Raw genomic sequence first — 15,365 nt, forward strand, 5'->3', positions numbered from 1 at the left:
TGAGCTGCTTTTCGTATTGCTCGCGAATATCGAGCGGGTTGGCGCGCAAGGAATTCTCCATGCCCCGCTTCGCGTCCTCGACCCAGCCCTCGATCTCGGAAGGCGTCAGGTCAAACGACCGGCTCGCCTCCGCCACCGTCCTTGTTCGGGCTTACGCGGCGCCACTGGCGCCACGGTCCCTCACAAGTGCCCTGAATGATCTCGATCACCAAGGCGGTTTTCCGCTTTGCCGTCCAACGTTTGATGCTGTCGTCCATCGTCATACTCATTGCCACGTTCTCCTTTGTAGCATGAGTAGAAATTCAGTGGGGCAATACACATCGCGGTTCCCGGGTGATCGGGGCCGCGCCGGATCAGCGCTGCTGAAACGCCAATCCGACCCCGAGGCCGACGAGCAGCGTGCCAAGGGCGCGGTCCAGCCACAGCCCGAACCCGGGGCGTCGGCGAAGCCCGCGCGTCACCGTCTCGGCGATCAGGACCAGCGGCGGCTCGATCAGCGCCGCAACGGCGATGACCAGAAACCCATGCAGGAAAAGCTGTGCCCAGACCGGGCCCGCCCCGGCAACGACAAATTGCGGCAGGAAAGCCAGGAAAAAGATCGCGACCTTGGGATTGAGGAGCGACACGAACACCCCCTGCCGCCAGATCTGCCGCCAGACTTGCAGGCCGGGGCGGGCGCCCTCCGGCGGCTCGGACAGGAAGGCGCCGCCGGGCGCGCGCAGGGCCCCGAGGCCGAGCCAGATCAGATAGGCCGCCCCGACCCATTTCACCAGTCCGAAGGCCAGCGCCGAAGAGGCGAGGATCGCCGAAAGCCCGGCCGCGGCCAACAGTGCATGGCCCAGAGCGCCGGTCCAGATCCCCGACATCGCCGCGAAACCCGCCTTGCGGCCGCCGCGCAGGGTCTGCCCGAGGATGAAGGCCATGTCCGGGCCGGGCGACAGGTTCAAAAGCGCGGCGGCGGTCAGAAAGGTCGACCAGTGCAGAACGGTGTAATCGAACAAGGATCGGCCCCCGGCGCGGCAAGAATGGCGTGAGCTATAGGTCAGCCGCAGGGCGCCCGCAAGCTTGCGGGCCGCGCGCCGCAAAGGCCCCAGGCTTGCCGTTTCGGGGCGCGGCCCCCCTTGTGTTTGCCTCCGGCCCAAGGCAGCTTGGCCCGGCTCCGGGGAGGGATCATGCGACTGTCGATTGCGTTTCTTGTGGCGGGCTATGTGCTCAGCCAGTTCTATCGCGCCTGCCTTGCGGTGCTGACGCCGGTTCTGAAGACGGAACTGGGCGCGACGGCCGAGGATCTGGCCGTCTCGCTCGGGCTTTGGTATCTGGCCTTCGCGCTGATGCAGATCCCGGTGGGCGAGGCGCTCGACCGGATCGGGCCGCGCCATACCGTGGGCTGGTTGCTGGCGCTGGGCGGGGGCGGGGGCGCGGCGGCCTTCGCGCTGGCCACCGGGCCCTGGGGCATCCATCTGGCGATGGTGCTGATCGGCATCGGTTGCTCGCCCGTTCTGATGGGATCTTACTACATCTTTGCGCGCAGTTTTTCCCCCGCGATCTTCGGCACCCTGGCCGCGGCGGTGATCGGCGTCGGCAGTCTGGGCAATCTGGCAGGCGCGGCGCCGCTCGCCGCGGCGATTGACGCCTTTGGCTGGAGGGCCACGCTGTGGGGGCTGACCGGGGTGACGCTGCTGGTGGCGCTGGCGATCCTGATCTTTACCCGCGACCCCGAGCGGATCGTGCAAAAGGGCCAAAAGGGCACTGTCTTCGACATCCTGCGCCTTCCCGGCTTCTGGCTGATCCTGCCCTTGATCTTTGCCAATTACACCGCCGCCGCGGCGATCCGGGGCCTTTGGGCGGGGCCCTGGCTGAGCGCGTTGCATGACGCCGATGCGGGCCTGATTGGCACGGTGACGCTGGTGATGGGGGTGGCGATGGTGCTGGGCAATTTCGCCTATGGTCCGGCGGATCGGCTTTTGGGCAGCCACAAGCGGGTGGCGATCGCAGGCAATCTGGTGCTGTGTCTGGCCCTTGCCGCGCTGGCCCTCGCGCCCGATGCGGGGCTGTGGCAGGCGACCGCGCTTCTGGCTGCCGTCGGGTTTTTCGGCGCCTCCTTTCCGGTCTTGATGGCGCATGGCCGGGCCTTCCTGCCGCCGCATCTGGTGGGCCGGGGGGTGACGCTTCTGAACCTTTTTTCCATCGCCGGGGCGGGGATCGGGCTGTTCCTCTCGCGTCCGGTCTTTGCTGCGGCCTCAAGCGCGGGCGATCCGGTCGCGGCTTACCGGATGCTGTTCCTGTTCTTCCTGATCCCGGTGGTGGCGGGGCTCGCCGTCTATCTGTTTTCCCGCGCGCGCCCGGCGTGAGCCGGGCGGGTGTTTCGGCACCACTTTCCCGAAAACTTCCCGAACCCCTTTCCAAACCCCCCCGTTTCCGCTAGCCGGGGTCGTTCTTTCGAGAAGGAGGTCCGAATGGGCTACAAGGTCGTCGTCGTCGGAGCCACGGGCAACGTTGGCAAGGAAATGCTGAACATTCTCGCCGAGCGCGAGTTTCCGGTGGACGAAATCGCGGCGCTGGCGTCGCGCAAGTCGCTTGGCACCGAAGTCAGCTTTGGCGACCGAACTCTGAAGACCCAGGATCTGGACACGTTCGACTTCACCGGCTGGGACATCGCGCTCTTCGCGATCGGCTCGGACGCGACGAAAGTCTATGCGCCGAAAGCCGCCTCGCAGGGCTGCGTGGTGATCGACAACTCCTCGCTCTACCGTTACGACCCGGAGATCCCGCTGATCGTGCCGGAGGTGAACGCCCATGACGTCGTGCGCTACACCAACAAGATGATCATCGCGAACCCGAACTGCTCGACCGCGCAGATGGTGGTGGCGCTCAAGCCGCTGCATGACCGCGCCAAGATCAAGCGCGTCGTGGTCTCGACCTATCAATCCGTGTCGGGCACCGGCAAGGAAGCGATGGACGAGCTGTGGAACCAGACCAAGGGCATGTATGTCCCCGGTCAGGAAGTCGCGCCCAAGGTCTATCCGAAGCAGATCGCCTTCAACGTGATCCCGCATATCGACGTTTTCCTTGATTCCGGTGATACCAAGGAAGAATGGAAGATGGTCGCCGAGACGAAGAAGATCCTGGATCCGAAGATCAAGGTGACCGCCACCTGCGTGCGCGTGCCGGTCTTCGTCGGCCATTCGGAATCGATCAACATCGAGTTCGAAGACTTCCTCGACTGGGAAGAGGCGACCGAGATCCTGCGCGAGGCGCCGGGCGTGCTCGTTGTCGACAAGCGCGAAGCCGGTGGCTACATCACGCCGGTCGAATGCGTCGGCGAATATGCCACCTATATCTCGCGCATCCGGCAAGACAGCACGATCGAGAACGGGCTGAACCTGTGGTGCGTCTCGGACAACCTGCGCAAGGGCGCGGCGCTGAACGCGGTGCAGATCGCCGAAGTGCTGGGCCAGCGCTGCCTGAAAAAAGGCTGATCACGGGCCACCCGCTGAAACGTGAGGGCGTCCCCCGGGGCGCCCTCTTGCTTTTGGGCGCGACCCAAGGGACGCTGGAGCATCTTTTCCGGGAGGAACCCATGCCCCGTCTGCCGCTTTTCGCCAGCCTTTGTCTGGCCTGTGCCCCTGCGGCGCTGTTCGCCGCGCCTGCCGAAATTCCGGCAACCCTTTCGACAGTCACGCTTTTCCCCGAAGGGGCGCAGGTGACGCGCGCCGTCACCGTGCCCGCGGGCGTGACCGAGGTGCTGGTGCCCGATCTGCCCGACGGCACCGATCCCGCCAGCCTGCGCGTGACGGGGGAGGGGGTGGAGATCGGTGCGGTGACGCTGATGGCGGATCGTGAACCCGCCACAGACCGCGCGCCTTCGGCCGAGGTCCGCGCCGCCCGCGCCGCGCTTGAGGCCGCGCGCGCCGATTTGGCCGCGCAGCAGGACAAGCTGGCCGCGCTGCGTGCCAGGATCACCGCGGCCGAGGCCGAGGCCGATTTCTTCACCGCGCTCGACACCTCGAACACGCCGCCCGACAAGGTGACGGCGCTGGCGCGGACGGTTTCCGCGGGGGTTCTGGCGGCCGAACAGGCCCGGATCGCGGCCCGGGCCGAGCTGCGCGCGGCGGAAGCGGCGCTGAAACCGGCGAAAGAGGCGGTGGCGCGGGCGAAACAGGCGCTGGCGGCGCTGCAAAACCCGGCGAAGGACAGCGATTCCCTGCTGCTGACGGTGTCGGGGGCGGGCAGGGTCACGGTGACGACCTTTGTGGCCGAGGCGGGCTGGGCGCCCAGCTATGACGCCCGGCTGGACAGTGCCGCGGGCAGCCTCGCGCTGGATCGTTTCGTCTCGGTGCATCAGGCCTCGGGCGAGGATTGGCGTGGGGTGGCGCTGGTGCTGTCGACGGCGCGGCCTTCGGACCGCACCGACCCGTCGGAGATGTGGTCGGATCTGCGCCGGATCGGCCCGCCCGCGCCGCCGATGGGGGGGATGGCCGCGCCGAAAGCGGCGATGGACAGCTATGCGGCCGCCCCGGTGATGGAGGCGGCCCCGGCGGCGGGCCGGATGGCGATGGAACTGCAAGGCGAAACCGTGACTTACACCTATCCGGCCGCGGTCGATATCCGCGACGGGGTGGAAAACCTGCGCCTGAAGCTCGACCGGATCGAGCTGCCGGTCAAGCTGCTGGCCGAGGCGGTGCCGATGTTCGACGAGACCGCCTATCGGGTCGTCGAGGGGCAGACTGCGGGGGCAGAGCCGATCCTGCCCGGCCCGGCGGTGCTCTGGCTTGATGGCGCGGTGGTGGGGGCGGCCGATCTGCCGCTGGTGGCGGCGGGCGACACCCTGCGGCTGGGCTTTGGCGCGATCGACGGGCTGCGGCTGAAGCGGGTGATCCCGCAGGCGAACGAGGGCGACCGCGGCCTGATCACCAAGTCGAACGAGCGCACCGAGACCGCCGAGATCACGGTCGAGAACCTGACCGGCAAGCCCTGGGCGCTACGGGTGATCGACCGCGTGCCCTATGCCGAGCAGGAGGATCTGCAGATCAGCCATAGCGCGACGCCGCCCGCGACCACGACCGACTACGACGACATGCGCGGCGTTCTGGCTTGGGAATTCGATCTGGCGGCGGGCGCGACGCAGGCGATCCGGCTTGAGACGAAGATGCGCTGGCCCGCCGATCAGGTGTTGCAGTGAGCCCCGGGCGCGGGGAGATCTTCGGATGGAGATCCTCAAGGGCCTGCTGATCGGCACCGGGGTCTATGCCGTGTTGCAATGGACCGACAGGGCGCCCTCGGCCCTGGAACTGGCGCTGATCGCCGGGCTTTGGGCCGCCGCGGTGGGGCTGGTGTTCCGACAGATCGCCCGCGGGCGACAGGACGCCGCCCGCCGATCATCGGGCGAAAGCGGCAAAGAAAAACCCTGACCGGGGGCGTTCTGCCGCCGGTCAGGGCTGGCCCCGCATGCGGGGGGCCGGATCACGCCGCCATTCTGGCGGTGCAGCGGGGTCGCCTTCAGGCGGCCCGCCCCGAGTGTCGTCCCCTGCCGGTCACACCGACCTCGCGCGGGGCAAGCCCCGCCCGTCGGGTCAGCGCGCCGGGGAAGGGGGCGCGGTATTGCAGCATCAGATCGGTCAGCGAATGGCCGATCTCTTCTATCCAGAGCACGAACCGGTCCGAAGGCCATTCGTGCAGTCCCAGCCGTTCGTCCTCGAGCCGCAGCACGAAGCCGGCCTTGCGCAGCTTGGCTTGCAAATCAAGCCAGCCCTGCGCCTTGTCGAAGGCGGCGGTGATCACCGCCATCTCGTTTTTTTGCACGACGCTCGGGGCTTCGCGCAGCGCGTCGCAAAGCGAGCGTCGGATCAGCTCTGCAGGGGTTTCCTCCTGCAGGCGGGCGGCGGCCTCGATCTTGGCGATCAGGTCCGTCGGAAGGCGAAGGGTGACGAGTCGGTGCTGTGTCATGTCCCCAGATTCGCGCATCGACCTTAATACGAGGTGAATCGAATTAAGGTTGATTCAGATCGGCTCGAAAATTTTGCTCTCCGGGTTGAACTGCCAGAGCATCCCCTCGCCGATGTCGTTCCAAAGCCCGTGCAGGCTCATGTCGCCCGCCTCGACCGCGGCGCGCACGAAGGGGAAGGTCAGCAGGTTTTCCAGGCTGATCACCACCGATTCCCGTTCCAGCGCGGTGACCCGCTCGGCCTCGGGCTTGTCCTTGACCCGTTCGAAACCGGGCCGCAGCAGATCAAGCCAGGTGCCGACAAACGAGGTCTTCTCGTCCAGCTCCGGCGCATGGCCCGAACACATCGCATGACAGCCCGCGACGCCGCCGCATTGCGAATGGCCGAGCACGATCACATGCGCCACCTTCAGATTGCGCACCGCATATTCGATCGCGGCCGAGGTGCCGTGGTGATCGCCGTCCGGGTTGTAGGGCGGCACCAGATTGGCGATGTTGCGGTGAATGAAGAATTCGCCCTCGTCCGCGCCGAAGATCGAGGTGACATGCACGCGACTGTCGCAGCAGGAAATCACCATCGCCCGCGGGTGCTGACCGGCATCGGCCAGACGGCGATACCAGGGGCGGTTTTCCGTATAAGTGGTGGCGCGCCAGCCATGGTAGCGGTTGGCAAGGTAGGAGGGCAAGGGCCGCACGTGCTCTTTCATTGTCATCCCCGTCGCAAGTTCCAGATCAGATAGGCATCAACCCGCTTGAATGCGAGGGCTTTTTCGCCGCGCCTCAACCTTTTCTTGAAACTTGGCAGTCATGGTGACCGTGGCCGTGGGGGCTGGAATTACGAAGACGAAGACGGAGGCTGGGGTGAGCGCGATCGAGAAATTGCGGATGGACGAGCCGGTGCGGCTCGATCCGGACAGGCTTGTGGTTCTGTATGCCGAGTTGGGGCAATTCGCGGCAGAACGGCTGATTGCCGCCGCGATGGAGGATCTGGCGGTGCATCTGGTGGCGGTGCAGCTGGCCGCGCAGGAGCGGCGCCTTGAGGTGCTCGACCATGGCTCGGCCGAGATTGCCCGGCTGGCGCGGCAGGTCGGCATGGTGCTTCTGGCGCGGGTGGCGCAGGATCTGCGCGATTGTGTCACACGCGGCGATGCGGTGGCGCAGGCCTCGGTTCTGGCGCGGCTGGTGCGGCTGGCCGAACGCTCGCTGACCGCGGTCTGGGATTATCAGGACATGCAGCTCTGATGCCGTCGGGCGGTCTTCGGGCGGCGAACGGGGCTTGCGGGCGCCGATCGCCGCGCTAGGCTGGCGCGACAGTCGCAGGAGGCCCGAGCATGTCCGATCTTTTCCGTTTCCGTCCCGAGATGCGCTTCGCGCCCGCCGATGCCGCGGCGCGTCCGCTGCATCTGGTCGAGGCGGGGGCCGATCTGCCCGCGGCGCTGACACCGGCGCAACGGGCCTTTGCTGCGGCGCAGGGCTTCACCGGCGCGCTGGGCAGCCTGTGCCTGCTGCCCGACGAAACCGGGGCGATCGTGGCGGCGCTGTTCGGCTATGGCGATGCGCGCAAACGGGCGCGGGCGCGGTTCCAGCTGGCGGCGGCGGCGGCAAAACTGCCCGCCGGGGCCTGGGCTCTGGCCGGCCCGCTGCCGGCCGAGGTGCAAAAATCCGAAGCTTTGGGCTGGCTCCTTGAAGCCTATCGCTACGACCGCTACGGCCCGCAATCGGTGCCCGAGGCGCGGCTGGTGGCGCCTGCGGGCCTGGATGCGGGGCGGCTTGAAATCATGGCCGAGGCCGAGGCTTTGGCCCGCGATCTGGTCAACACCCCCGCAAACGATCTGGGCCCGGATGAGCTTGAGGCCGCCGTCCGCGACCTTGCCGCGCGGCATGGCGCGAAGGTCGCGGTGATCACCGGCGAGGATCTGCTGGCGCAGGGCTATCCGCTCATTCATGCGGTGGGCCGCGCCAGCGCGCGGGCGCCGCGGCTGATCGAGCTGCGCTGGGGCGAGACGGGCCCCGATCTGGCGCTGGTCGGCAAGGGCGTCTGTTTCGACACCGGCGGGCTGAACCTGAAGACCGGGGCCACGATGGCCTTGATGAAAAAGGACATGGGCGGGGCGGCGAACCAGCTCGCGCTCGCGCATATGATCATGGCGCTGAACCTGCCGCTGCGGCTGCGGCTTCTGATCCCCGCGGTGGAAAATGCGGTGGCGGGCAATGCGATGCGGCCGGGCGACATCTACACCTCGCGCAAGGGGCTGACGGTCGAGGTCAACGACACCGATGCCGAGGGCCGTCTGATCCTGGCCGATGCGCTGGCCGCCGCCGACGAGGAGGCACCCGATCTGATCCTGTGCATGGCGACGCTGACCGGCGCGGCGCGGGTGGCCTTGGGCGCCGATCTGCCGCCCTTTTACACCGATGATGACGATCTGGCGGCGGCGCTGACGGCCTCGGGGATGCGCAATGGCGATCCGCTCTGGCGGATGCCGTTCTGGGCACCCTATGAGCCGCAGATCGAGCCGAGCCTTGCCGATCTCGACAACTGCCCCGCGGGCAGCATGGCGGGCTCGATCACCGCGGCGCTGTTCCTGCGCCGCTTCGTCACCGAGACCGAACGTTTCGTGCATTTCGACCTTTACGCCTGGCAACCCACCGCCGCGCCGGGCCGGAGCAAGGGCGGGCTGGGGCAGGGCGGCCGCGCCGTTCTGGGCGCGCTCTCCGAGGTTCTGGGGCTGTGAGCGACCGCCGTCTGGTGCCCTTTTCGGGCCGTGTCGCGCTGGAAAGCCTGCGCGGTCAGATCGAGGCCCCCGCCTTCCATGCGGGCGAACCGGCGCGGATCGGCGCGATGCTGGTGGATCTGGCGCTCGACCCCGGGGGCCCGCGGGAGCGGCAATGGCTGCATGGCGCCGCGGTCACCGTGATCGACCGGCGTGATGGTTTCGCCTTTGCGCAGGCGGCGATGGACGGCGCCTGCGGCTGGCTGCCCGAGGCCGCTTTGGCCGCGCCCGTGCCCGCCACCCATGTCGTCGCCAGCCGCGGCACGCATCTCTACCGCGAGGCCTCGATCAAGCGCGGCGAGATCGGCGCGCTCAGCCTTGGCGCCCGCGTCGCGGTGCTGGAGGTTGTCGGGGCGCTCGCCCGCACCCCCGACGGTTTCGTGCCCGCCAGCCATCTGCGCCCGCTGACCGAGCCCGAGCCCGATCCGGTCGCGGTGGCCGAGCGGCTTCTCGGCACGCCCTATCTGTGGGGCGGCAATTCCGCCGCGGGGATCGATTGCTCGGGCCTCGTGCAGCTGGCCTTCACGCTGGCGGGCCGCGCCTGTCCCGCCGACAGCGACCAGCAGCGCGCCGCCTTTGGCGATTTTCTGCCCGACAACGCGCCGACCGAACGCGGCGATCTGTTCTTCTGGGCCGGTCACGTCGCGATCGCGCTGGATGACAGCACGCTTTTGCACGCCAACGGCCATGCGATGCAGGTCAGCCGCGAGCCGATCGGTGCCTGTCTGGCCCGCATCGCCGCCACCGAGGGCGGGCGCTATTTCGGGCGCAAGCGTCCGGGGTGAGAGCGACGGGTGATTCGCCGCTCACTCCACCGCGCGGATCAGCTTGCGCTCGATCACCCGCAGAAGCGGCGCCAGCTCGTGTCCGCGTTTCAAAACCTGCCCCTCGGCCCCGATCAGCGCATAGATCCCCTGCCGGTTGCGCAGCGCCGGCCGCTTTTCGAGGCGGTAGAGCGGGCTCTCCATGGTGCGGCGTAAGATCGCAAAGACCGCCGCCTCGCGCCCGAAACTGAGCGCGTAATCGCGCGCCTCGGCCATCGCCACCATGCGTCCGTAGACCGTCAGGATGGCGCCAAGTTCCCGCCGGTCGAAGCTGACCTGGGCGGGCGCGGCGGCGGGTCCGGGGAAGGGCGTGGGCGGCTGAAGTGTCATGGCGAAAGCGTGGCATTCCCGCGGCGAAAAATCAATCCGCCCTTGTTTGACAGGGCTTTCACGTCATTCACCCTGCCCGGATCCTGCCGCGAAAAGGCCCGTAAAATACCCTTTGGCCAGCGCGATTGCGCCGCGATTGGTCCGCAGTCTGAGCCCCGGCGGAAAACGCTGAAAGCCCCGGCGGACGGTCAACAGCCCCCACCCAGTTCGTTCGCCGGGGCGGCTTTCCGCACCGAGAGCCCCGCCCCCACCCGGGCGGGGCTTTCATTTTCGTGATCGTCGGGGCGCTTGCCATGTGCCCCCTCCCGCTCTCATGTGGAGGCATGAAGAGGGAGAACTTCATGCAATTGAAACGACGACTGTATGTGGCCATTCATCTTGGCCTGACCGTCGCCTTGGCTCTTGTCGGGGGCATCGTCTATGCCGCCGATGGCGTCAGCAACCCGGAGGTCAGGGCCCGGGTCGAGCTGATGCAGGGCTACAAGGCGCAGATGAAACTCTTGTCCGAGGCCGCTTCGGGGGCGCAGCCCTTTGCGGCCGACAAGGTCGCTGCGGCGATCACGGCGCTGCAGGCGGGGGCAGAGGGGCTGGCCCCGGCCTTTCGCGCGAAGGCCGATGATCCGGCCTCGCAGGCGCTGCCCGAGATCTGGGCCGCGCCGTCCGAATTCCGGCAAAAGACGGCGAAGCTGGTGAAGACCGCGGCGGCGCTGGACGGGTCGGAGGCGGGGGCGCTGGCGGAAACGCTGGCCCCGGTGCAGGCGGCCTGCAAGGACTGCCACGGCCGCTTCAAGCTGCAATGAAAAGGGGGCCGCGGCCCCCTTTGCTTTTCGATCTTGCTTTTTCGATCCGGGCCCGCTCAGCCGCAATTCAGGCTGGAAATCCGCCCCTTGCGGTCGATCAGGATGTTCAGCCGCTCGGCGCTGTAATCCAGCGTCACCGGCTGGCCGGGATGAATGATCCGGGTCGCGGCGGCCAGATCGCGCCCGTCCAGCGCGGATTTCGGCTGCCCGATCAGATCCTTCAGCGCGGCGGCGCCGCAGCTGTCGGGCACGGAAGGGGCGGTTGCGGACGGGGGGACGGCGGTGCCGAGCGGCACCGGCACGACCAGAAAGCAGCCCGAGGTCAGGCCGACAAGCGACAGACCGACGGCCAGCCGGAAAAGAGCTTTCGCCCGCATCGGCTCAACCGCAGTCGATGTTGAAGATGTTGCCTTTCGGATCGAGGCGGAACACCACGCGGTGCGAATTGTATTCCTGCGGCTCGATGCCCCGCCATTCGATCACGTTGACCGGATCGGCGATGCCGAGCGTCGGGATGATCGTCGCGGGCTGCCCCAGCGCCGAGGCATAGCGCGCCGCGTGGCAGGTGTCGGGCGAGCGGTTTTCCAGCACCCCGGTCTGGAACACCGGCTGCGTCAGATGCGGCACCGGCGCGGGCTCGGCGGCGGCTTCTTCTTCAGGCGAAGGGCCGCAGGCGGTCAGGCTCAGCGCGGCAAGGGCAAGAAGGGCATATTTGGTGAGCATAGTCTTCCATCCGGCAGATGCGGCAAGGCCGCGAAATCGCCCTTTCTATACAGGCCGGAAAGGCGGAAGAGAACCCGGCTTGCAGGGATCGGGCGGCTTTTTCGATCATTTGCCCAGATAGGCGGCAAGCGCGGGCGGCGGATCGGCCAGAAGTGCCGCGGTGGCGGCGGGCGGATGGGCGACGCCCTCGGCCACCAGCACGGTTTGCGGGCAAAGCGCGATCGCATCGGCGGGATCGTGGCTGACCATCAGCACGGTGGCGCGCTGCTCGGCGGCGATCTCGGCCACCAGCGCCAGCATGTCGGATTTGAGCGCCGGACCCAGCGCGGCAAAGGGCTCGTCCAGCGCAAGGATCGGGCGGCCCCGCAGAAGACAGCGCGCCAGCGCCACCCGGCTTTGCTGCCCGCCCGAGAGCGTCGCGGGCCGCCGATCCCCCAGCCCCGAAAGCCCGACCCGGTCAAGCGCCGCCGCAATCTTCGCGTGATCGGCGCGGGCCAGCCGCAGCTTTGGCGAAATCCCAAGGCCAAGGTTCTGCGCCACGCTCAGATGCGGAAACAGGTTCTGGTCCTGAAACAGGATCGAGAGCGGCCGCGCGCCCGGCGCAAGCTGGGTGATGTCGGTGCCGCGCCACAGGATCCGCCCGCGGCTGGGCGCCAGAAACCCCGCCAGCGTCGACAGCAGCGTCGATTTCCCCGCGCCCGAGGGGCCCAATAGCGCCACCCGCGCGGCTTCGGGAATGGCGAAATCGGCGTTCAGACGGAAATCATCCTGAAGGATCAGGATCTTATCGAGGGTCAGCATGGGCTCCGATCCGGTCACAGGCGGCATAAAGGACAAAGGTCAGCACCATCAAAAGGCAAGCCGCGCCCGCGGCCTGATCCATCCGGTAGCTGCCCATCAGCTGATAGACGGCGAGCGGCAGGGTCTGGCTGCGCCCATCCGAGAACAGCGCGATGGCGCCCAGATCGCCCATCGAAAAGGCCGCCGCGATGCCCGCGGCAAAGCCCGTCGGGCGGGCAAGCCGGGGCAGGGTGAGGAACCGCAGCCGGGGGCCAGGCCGCGCAGGTTCAGGCTTTCGGCCAGCCGGTCGTAATCGGCCTGCAGGGCGCGGACCTCGGGCAAAAGCAGGCGGACGGCGAAAGGCAGGCTGAGCGCGGCATTGGTCAAAAGCGTCACCGGCAGGGCGAGCGCGGTCGGCGCCACGAAGGGCTGCGCGATCAGGAAAAGCCCGGTGCCAAGGACAAGCGACGAAGCCGCCATCGGCAGCATCGCCGCGGGCTCGGCCCAGATCCGGCGCGGGGCCGCCAAAGCCAGCGGCAACGCCAGCGCCATCGTCAGCGCGGCCGCTCCGAGCGCCAGCCAGACCGAGGTGAAAGCCGCCTGCCAGACCTGTCCGGGCAGCGACCCCAGCGCAGGCAGGCCGCGCAGCGCGATGGCGGCCAGCGGGCTCAGCAAAAAGCCCGCCGCCGCGGTCAGGATCAGCGCATCGATCAGCCGATGCGGCAGCCCCGGCGCCAGCTGCAGCGGCTGCGCCCGGTCCAGCCCGGCGCCGAAGCCGGCCGGCAGCGTCAGCCGCGATGCGATGGCAAGGGCCACCAGCGCCAGCGCCACCTGCACAAGCGAGAGCGCCGCGGCGCGGCCCAGATCGGCATCGAAGCGGAAGGCCTGATAGATCGCCACCTCGATCGTCGAGGCGCGGGGACCGCCGCCCAAAGTCAGCGCGACGGCAAAGGACGACAGACAGACAAGGAAGACCGCCAGAAACGCCCCGGGCAGGACGGCGCGCAGCATCCGCGCCTCCAGATGCCTTGCGATTTCCGCCGGGCCAAGGCCAAGGGAGAGCGCCAGCCGCACCCGCTCGGCCGGGATCGCCTGCCAGCCCTGCAACACCATCCGCGTCGCCAGCGGCAGGTTCAGGAACAGATGCCCGATCACCACGCCCCAGGGGCCATAGATCGAGACCCCGGGCAGATCCAGCGCCTGAAGCGCGCCATTGAGGAGTCCGCGACGGCCGAAGATCGCCAGCAGCCCCAACACCGCGACCAGCGTCGGCAACAGGAACGGCGCGCCAAGCGCCGCGATGAACAGGCTGCGGCCTGGAAAGCGGCGCCGGTGCAGCGCCCGGGCCAGCGGGATCGCCAGCAGGCAGGAAAAAAGGGCCGAGAGCGACGCCTGCCAGAGCGTGAAGCGCAGCGCCTCCAGATCGGCGGCGGTCAAAGCCGAAAGCCCCCCGGCGCGGATCATCACCGCGCCGAGGGGGGCGAGCACCAGCGCGGCCACGAGGACCGCCGCCGATGCCGCCGGGATCATTTGCCGAAATTCGCGCGCCATTCTTCCAGCGCCGGGGCGCGCAGGGCCTCGGCCTCGGCTTCGGTGTAAAAGAAGGTTGTCGCGGGGCGGGGCAGGGTGGCGAAACCCTCGGGCAGGAAGCCCGGTTTCTCGATCGCCGGATAGGACCAGTTCGCCGTGGCGATCATGCTCTGAAACCCGTCCGACAGGATGTAATCCATGAATTTCTGCGCCAGCTCCGGCTGGTCCGAGGTCTTCAGCTGCGCCACGAGCTCGGTATAGAAATAATGCCCCTCGGGGAAGATCGCCGCTGCCTTGCTGTCATCCTGTTCGGCGATGCGGTGATAGGCGGGCGAGGTGGTGAAGGACAGGACCATGTCGGCCTCGCCCTCGGTGAAAAGCCCGTAAGCCTCGGACCAGTCCTGCGTCACCGTCAGCACCTTGGGCGCAAGCTTCGCCCAGGCCTCGCCCGCCTTGTCGCCGTAGATGTGCTTGACCCACAAAAGCAGCGCGAGGCCGGCGGTTGACGACCGCGGATCCTCGATGGCGATCTGGAAGGCGCCTTCGGGGGCGTCGAGCAATTCGGCAAAGGATTTCGGCGGGTTGGCCAGCTTCGTCTTGTCATAGACAAAGGCGACCTCGGACCAGTTGAAGGGCAGGAAAGTGTCATCCGCCCAGGCAATCGGCAGGGTCAGGCGCGACAGATCCTGATGATGCGGCGCGAAAAGCCCGGTGGCGCGGGCGCGGGCGGTGATGTCGGTGTTCAGCCCGATCGCCACATCGGCCTCGGTCTTCTCGCCTTCCAGCAAGAGCCGCGGCAGCACATCGCCCGCGACGAAGCGCAGATCGCAGCCGCAGTCCGCCTCGAAGCCCTTTTCGATCGCCGGGCCGGGGCCCCACTCAGAGGTAAAATATTCGGGCGCATAGACGGTGAGGACGGGTTTGTCCCCGGCCAGAACAGGGGTTGCGGCAAGCACGCAACCCGCCAGCATCAGAGCAGTTTTCATCTTTCTCTCCAATGGCTTGACGGGCGGGGTCAGGCCGGGAGAGTGCCCGGATACCTTCCCTCCGCCGGTCTTAACCGGTTCAGGTTCAACGGGTTTGCGAAAACGCATCTCAGCCCCTGACAGAGCACCCCGAGGTGGGATCGGACCATAAGGCCGCGCGCCAAAGCTGCAAGCGAAAACTGTATTTTGCGGGGCGCGAGGTGGGGGGCGCAGGGGGCTACTTTTCCGCCTTCTTCTGCCAGCGGCCGCTTTCCTCGCTCCAATATTGCGCGGCGGTGCCCGCCCCGGTCAGCGCCTTCCATTGATCGCGGGCGCGGGCGACGGCCACCTCGTCGCGGCCGTCAAACAGGATCCAGACCCGTTCGGCCGCCGCCACCTCGGCGGGGGTGACCTCGGCACCATCCAGCGTCATCACCGCCTGCCGCCCCTCGGGGCGCGGGCTGGTGGTCAGCAAAACAGGTTGCAGCGCATCATGCGGCCCGCCCGCCAGCCCATGCGGCAGGAACTCTTCCTCGGGGCCAAGCCAGAGCTTTTGATCGAGCCAGTCCATCCGTTCGGGGGAAACCCCGCGCAGTTCCACCCGCCAGCCCTGCGCCAGCGCGCGGGTGAGCAGCGTTTCGACCACCCCTTCGACCGGCGACTGGGTGACGTGATAGAAAAGCGCGGGCATGGGT

General features: G+C 67.9%; 17 protein-coding genes, 1 pseudogene and 1 riboswitch. Of the genes and pseudogenes, 8 read left to right on the forward strand and 10 right to left on the reverse strand.

Annotated elements, in window-relative coordinates:
- Positions 1-353: 353 nt before the first annotated feature.
- Positions 354-1,001, reverse strand: a complete 648-nt coding sequence (locus LY44_RS15745) for a LysE family translocator (protein ID WP_055209066.1) — start codon at positions 999-1,001, stop codon at positions 354-356.
- 171 nt (positions 1,002-1,172) lie between these two features.
- On the opposite strand from LY44_RS15745, the gene LY44_RS15750 reads away from it, so the two are divergent.
- The 4 genes from LY44_RS15750 to LY44_RS15765 all read left to right on the forward strand — a co-directional run bounded on the left by LY44_RS15750 (position 1,173) and on the right by LY44_RS15765 (position 5,411).
- Positions 1,173-2,351: an MFS transporter gene (locus tag LY44_RS15750; RefSeq protein ID WP_055209065.1), complete on the forward strand. Its 1,179-nt coding sequence runs from the start codon at positions 1,173-1,175 to the stop codon at positions 2,349-2,351.
- Positions 2,352-2,456: 105 nt separating this feature from the next.
- A complete protein-coding gene (locus LY44_RS15755; protein WP_055209064.1) occupies positions 2,457-3,479 on the forward strand; it encodes an aspartate-semialdehyde dehydrogenase in 1,023 nt (340 codons plus the stop codon).
- A 101-nt stretch (positions 3,480-3,580) separates the two neighbouring features.
- Positions 3,581-5,182, forward strand: coding sequence for a DUF4139 domain-containing protein (locus LY44_RS15760; RefSeq protein WP_055209063.1), 1,602 nt, complete (start codon positions 3,581-3,583; stop codon positions 5,180-5,182).
- Between the two features lie 25 nt (positions 5,183-5,207).
- A complete protein-coding gene (locus LY44_RS15765; RefSeq protein ID WP_055209062.1) occupies positions 5,208-5,411 on the forward strand; it encodes a hypothetical protein in 204 nt (67 codons plus the stop codon).
- Positions 5,412-5,499: 88 nt separating this feature from the next.
- On the opposite strand, the gene LY44_RS15770 is transcribed toward LY44_RS15765, so the two are convergent.
- Entirely contained in the window at positions 5,500-5,946 is a 447-nt protein-coding gene (locus tag LY44_RS15770; protein WP_074554730.1) for a hypothetical protein, read from the reverse strand.
- 54 nt (positions 5,947-6,000) lie between these two features.
- Entirely contained in the window at positions 6,001-6,651 is a 651-nt protein-coding gene (locus LY44_RS15775; protein ID WP_055209060.1) for a carbonic anhydrase, read from the reverse strand.
- A 154-nt stretch (positions 6,652-6,805) separates the two neighbouring features.
- Between LY44_RS15775 and LY44_RS15780 the strand changes: the two genes are divergently transcribed.
- The 3 genes from LY44_RS15780 (at position 6,806) to LY44_RS15790 (ending at position 9,503) form a co-directional block, all read left to right on the forward strand.
- A complete protein-coding gene (locus LY44_RS15780; protein ID WP_065118335.1) occupies positions 6,806-7,186 on the forward strand; it encodes a hypothetical protein in 381 nt (126 codons plus the stop codon).
- An 89-nt stretch (positions 7,187-7,275) separates the two neighbouring features.
- Positions 7,276-8,679 carry a leucyl aminopeptidase family protein gene (locus LY44_RS15785; RefSeq protein ID WP_081024396.1) on the forward strand — a complete coding sequence of 468 codons (1,404 nt, stop codon included), beginning with the start codon at positions 7,276-7,278 and terminating at the stop codon, positions 8,677-8,679.
- Entirely contained in the window at positions 8,676-9,503 is an 828-nt protein-coding gene (locus LY44_RS15790; protein ID WP_055209058.1) for a C40 family peptidase, read from the forward strand. The genes LY44_RS15785 and LY44_RS15790 overlap by 4 nt, the downstream gene beginning before the upstream one ends.
- Positions 9,504-9,524: 21 nt before the next feature.
- Here LY44_RS15790 and LY44_RS15795 read toward each other — a convergent pair whose 3' ends face one another.
- Complete coding sequence (locus LY44_RS15795) at positions 9,525-9,872, reverse strand: DUF2794 domain-containing protein (protein ID WP_055209057.1); 348 nt, start codon at positions 9,870-9,872, stop codon at positions 9,525-9,527.
- A 341-nt stretch (positions 9,873-10,213) separates the two neighbouring features.
- Between LY44_RS15795 and LY44_RS15800 the strand changes: the two genes are divergently transcribed.
- On the forward strand, positions 10,214-10,672 hold the full coding sequence (locus LY44_RS15800; protein ID WP_074554724.1) for a c-type cytochrome: 459 nt from the start codon (positions 10,214-10,216) through the stop codon (positions 10,670-10,672).
- Between the two features lie 56 nt (positions 10,673-10,728).
- Here LY44_RS15800 and LY44_RS15805 read toward each other — a convergent pair whose 3' ends face one another.
- The 6 genes and pseudogenes from LY44_RS15805 to LY44_RS15830 all read right to left on the reverse strand — a co-directional run bounded on the left by LY44_RS15805 (position 10,729) and on the right by LY44_RS15830 (position 15,361).
- Positions 10,729-11,049: an I78 family peptidase inhibitor gene (locus tag LY44_RS15805; RefSeq protein WP_081024393.1), complete on the reverse strand. Its 321-nt coding sequence runs from the start codon at positions 11,047-11,049 to the stop codon at positions 10,729-10,731.
- 4 nt (positions 11,050-11,053) lie between these two features.
- Positions 11,054-11,395 carry a hypothetical protein gene (locus LY44_RS15810; RefSeq protein ID WP_055209055.1) on the reverse strand — a complete coding sequence of 114 codons (342 nt, stop codon included), beginning with the start codon at positions 11,393-11,395 and terminating at the stop codon, positions 11,054-11,056.
- 105 nt (positions 11,396-11,500) lie between these two features.
- Positions 11,501-12,196, reverse strand: coding sequence for a thiamine ABC transporter ATP-binding protein (locus LY44_RS15815; protein ID WP_055209054.1), 696 nt, complete (start codon positions 12,194-12,196; stop codon positions 11,501-11,503).
- Positions 12,180-13,726 (reverse strand): annotated as a pseudogene (locus LY44_RS15820) (thiamine/thiamine pyrophosphate ABC transporter permease ThiP). Before LY44_RS15820 ends, LY44_RS15815 begins: the two are co-directional and overlap by 17 nt.
- Complete coding sequence (thiB, locus tag LY44_RS15825) at positions 13,702-14,691, reverse strand: thiamine ABC transporter substrate binding subunit (RefSeq protein ID WP_055209053.1); 990 nt, start codon at positions 14,689-14,691, stop codon at positions 13,702-13,704. Before thiB ends, LY44_RS15820 begins: the two are co-directional and overlap by 25 nt.
- Positions 14,692-14,730: 39 nt before the next feature.
- A riboswitch (TPP riboswitch) is annotated at positions 14,731-14,833 on the reverse strand.
- 75 nt (positions 14,834-14,908) lie between these two features.
- Positions 14,909-15,361, reverse strand: coding sequence for a DNA polymerase III subunit chi (locus LY44_RS15830; protein WP_055209052.1), 453 nt, complete (start codon positions 15,359-15,361; stop codon positions 14,909-14,911).
- Between the last annotated feature and the right edge of the window lie 4 nt (positions 15,362-15,365).

Source organism: Rhodobacter capsulatus (genome assembly GCF_003254295.1).
GTDB lineage: Bacteria > Pseudomonadota > Alphaproteobacteria > Rhodobacterales > Rhodobacteraceae > Rhodobacter > Rhodobacter capsulatus.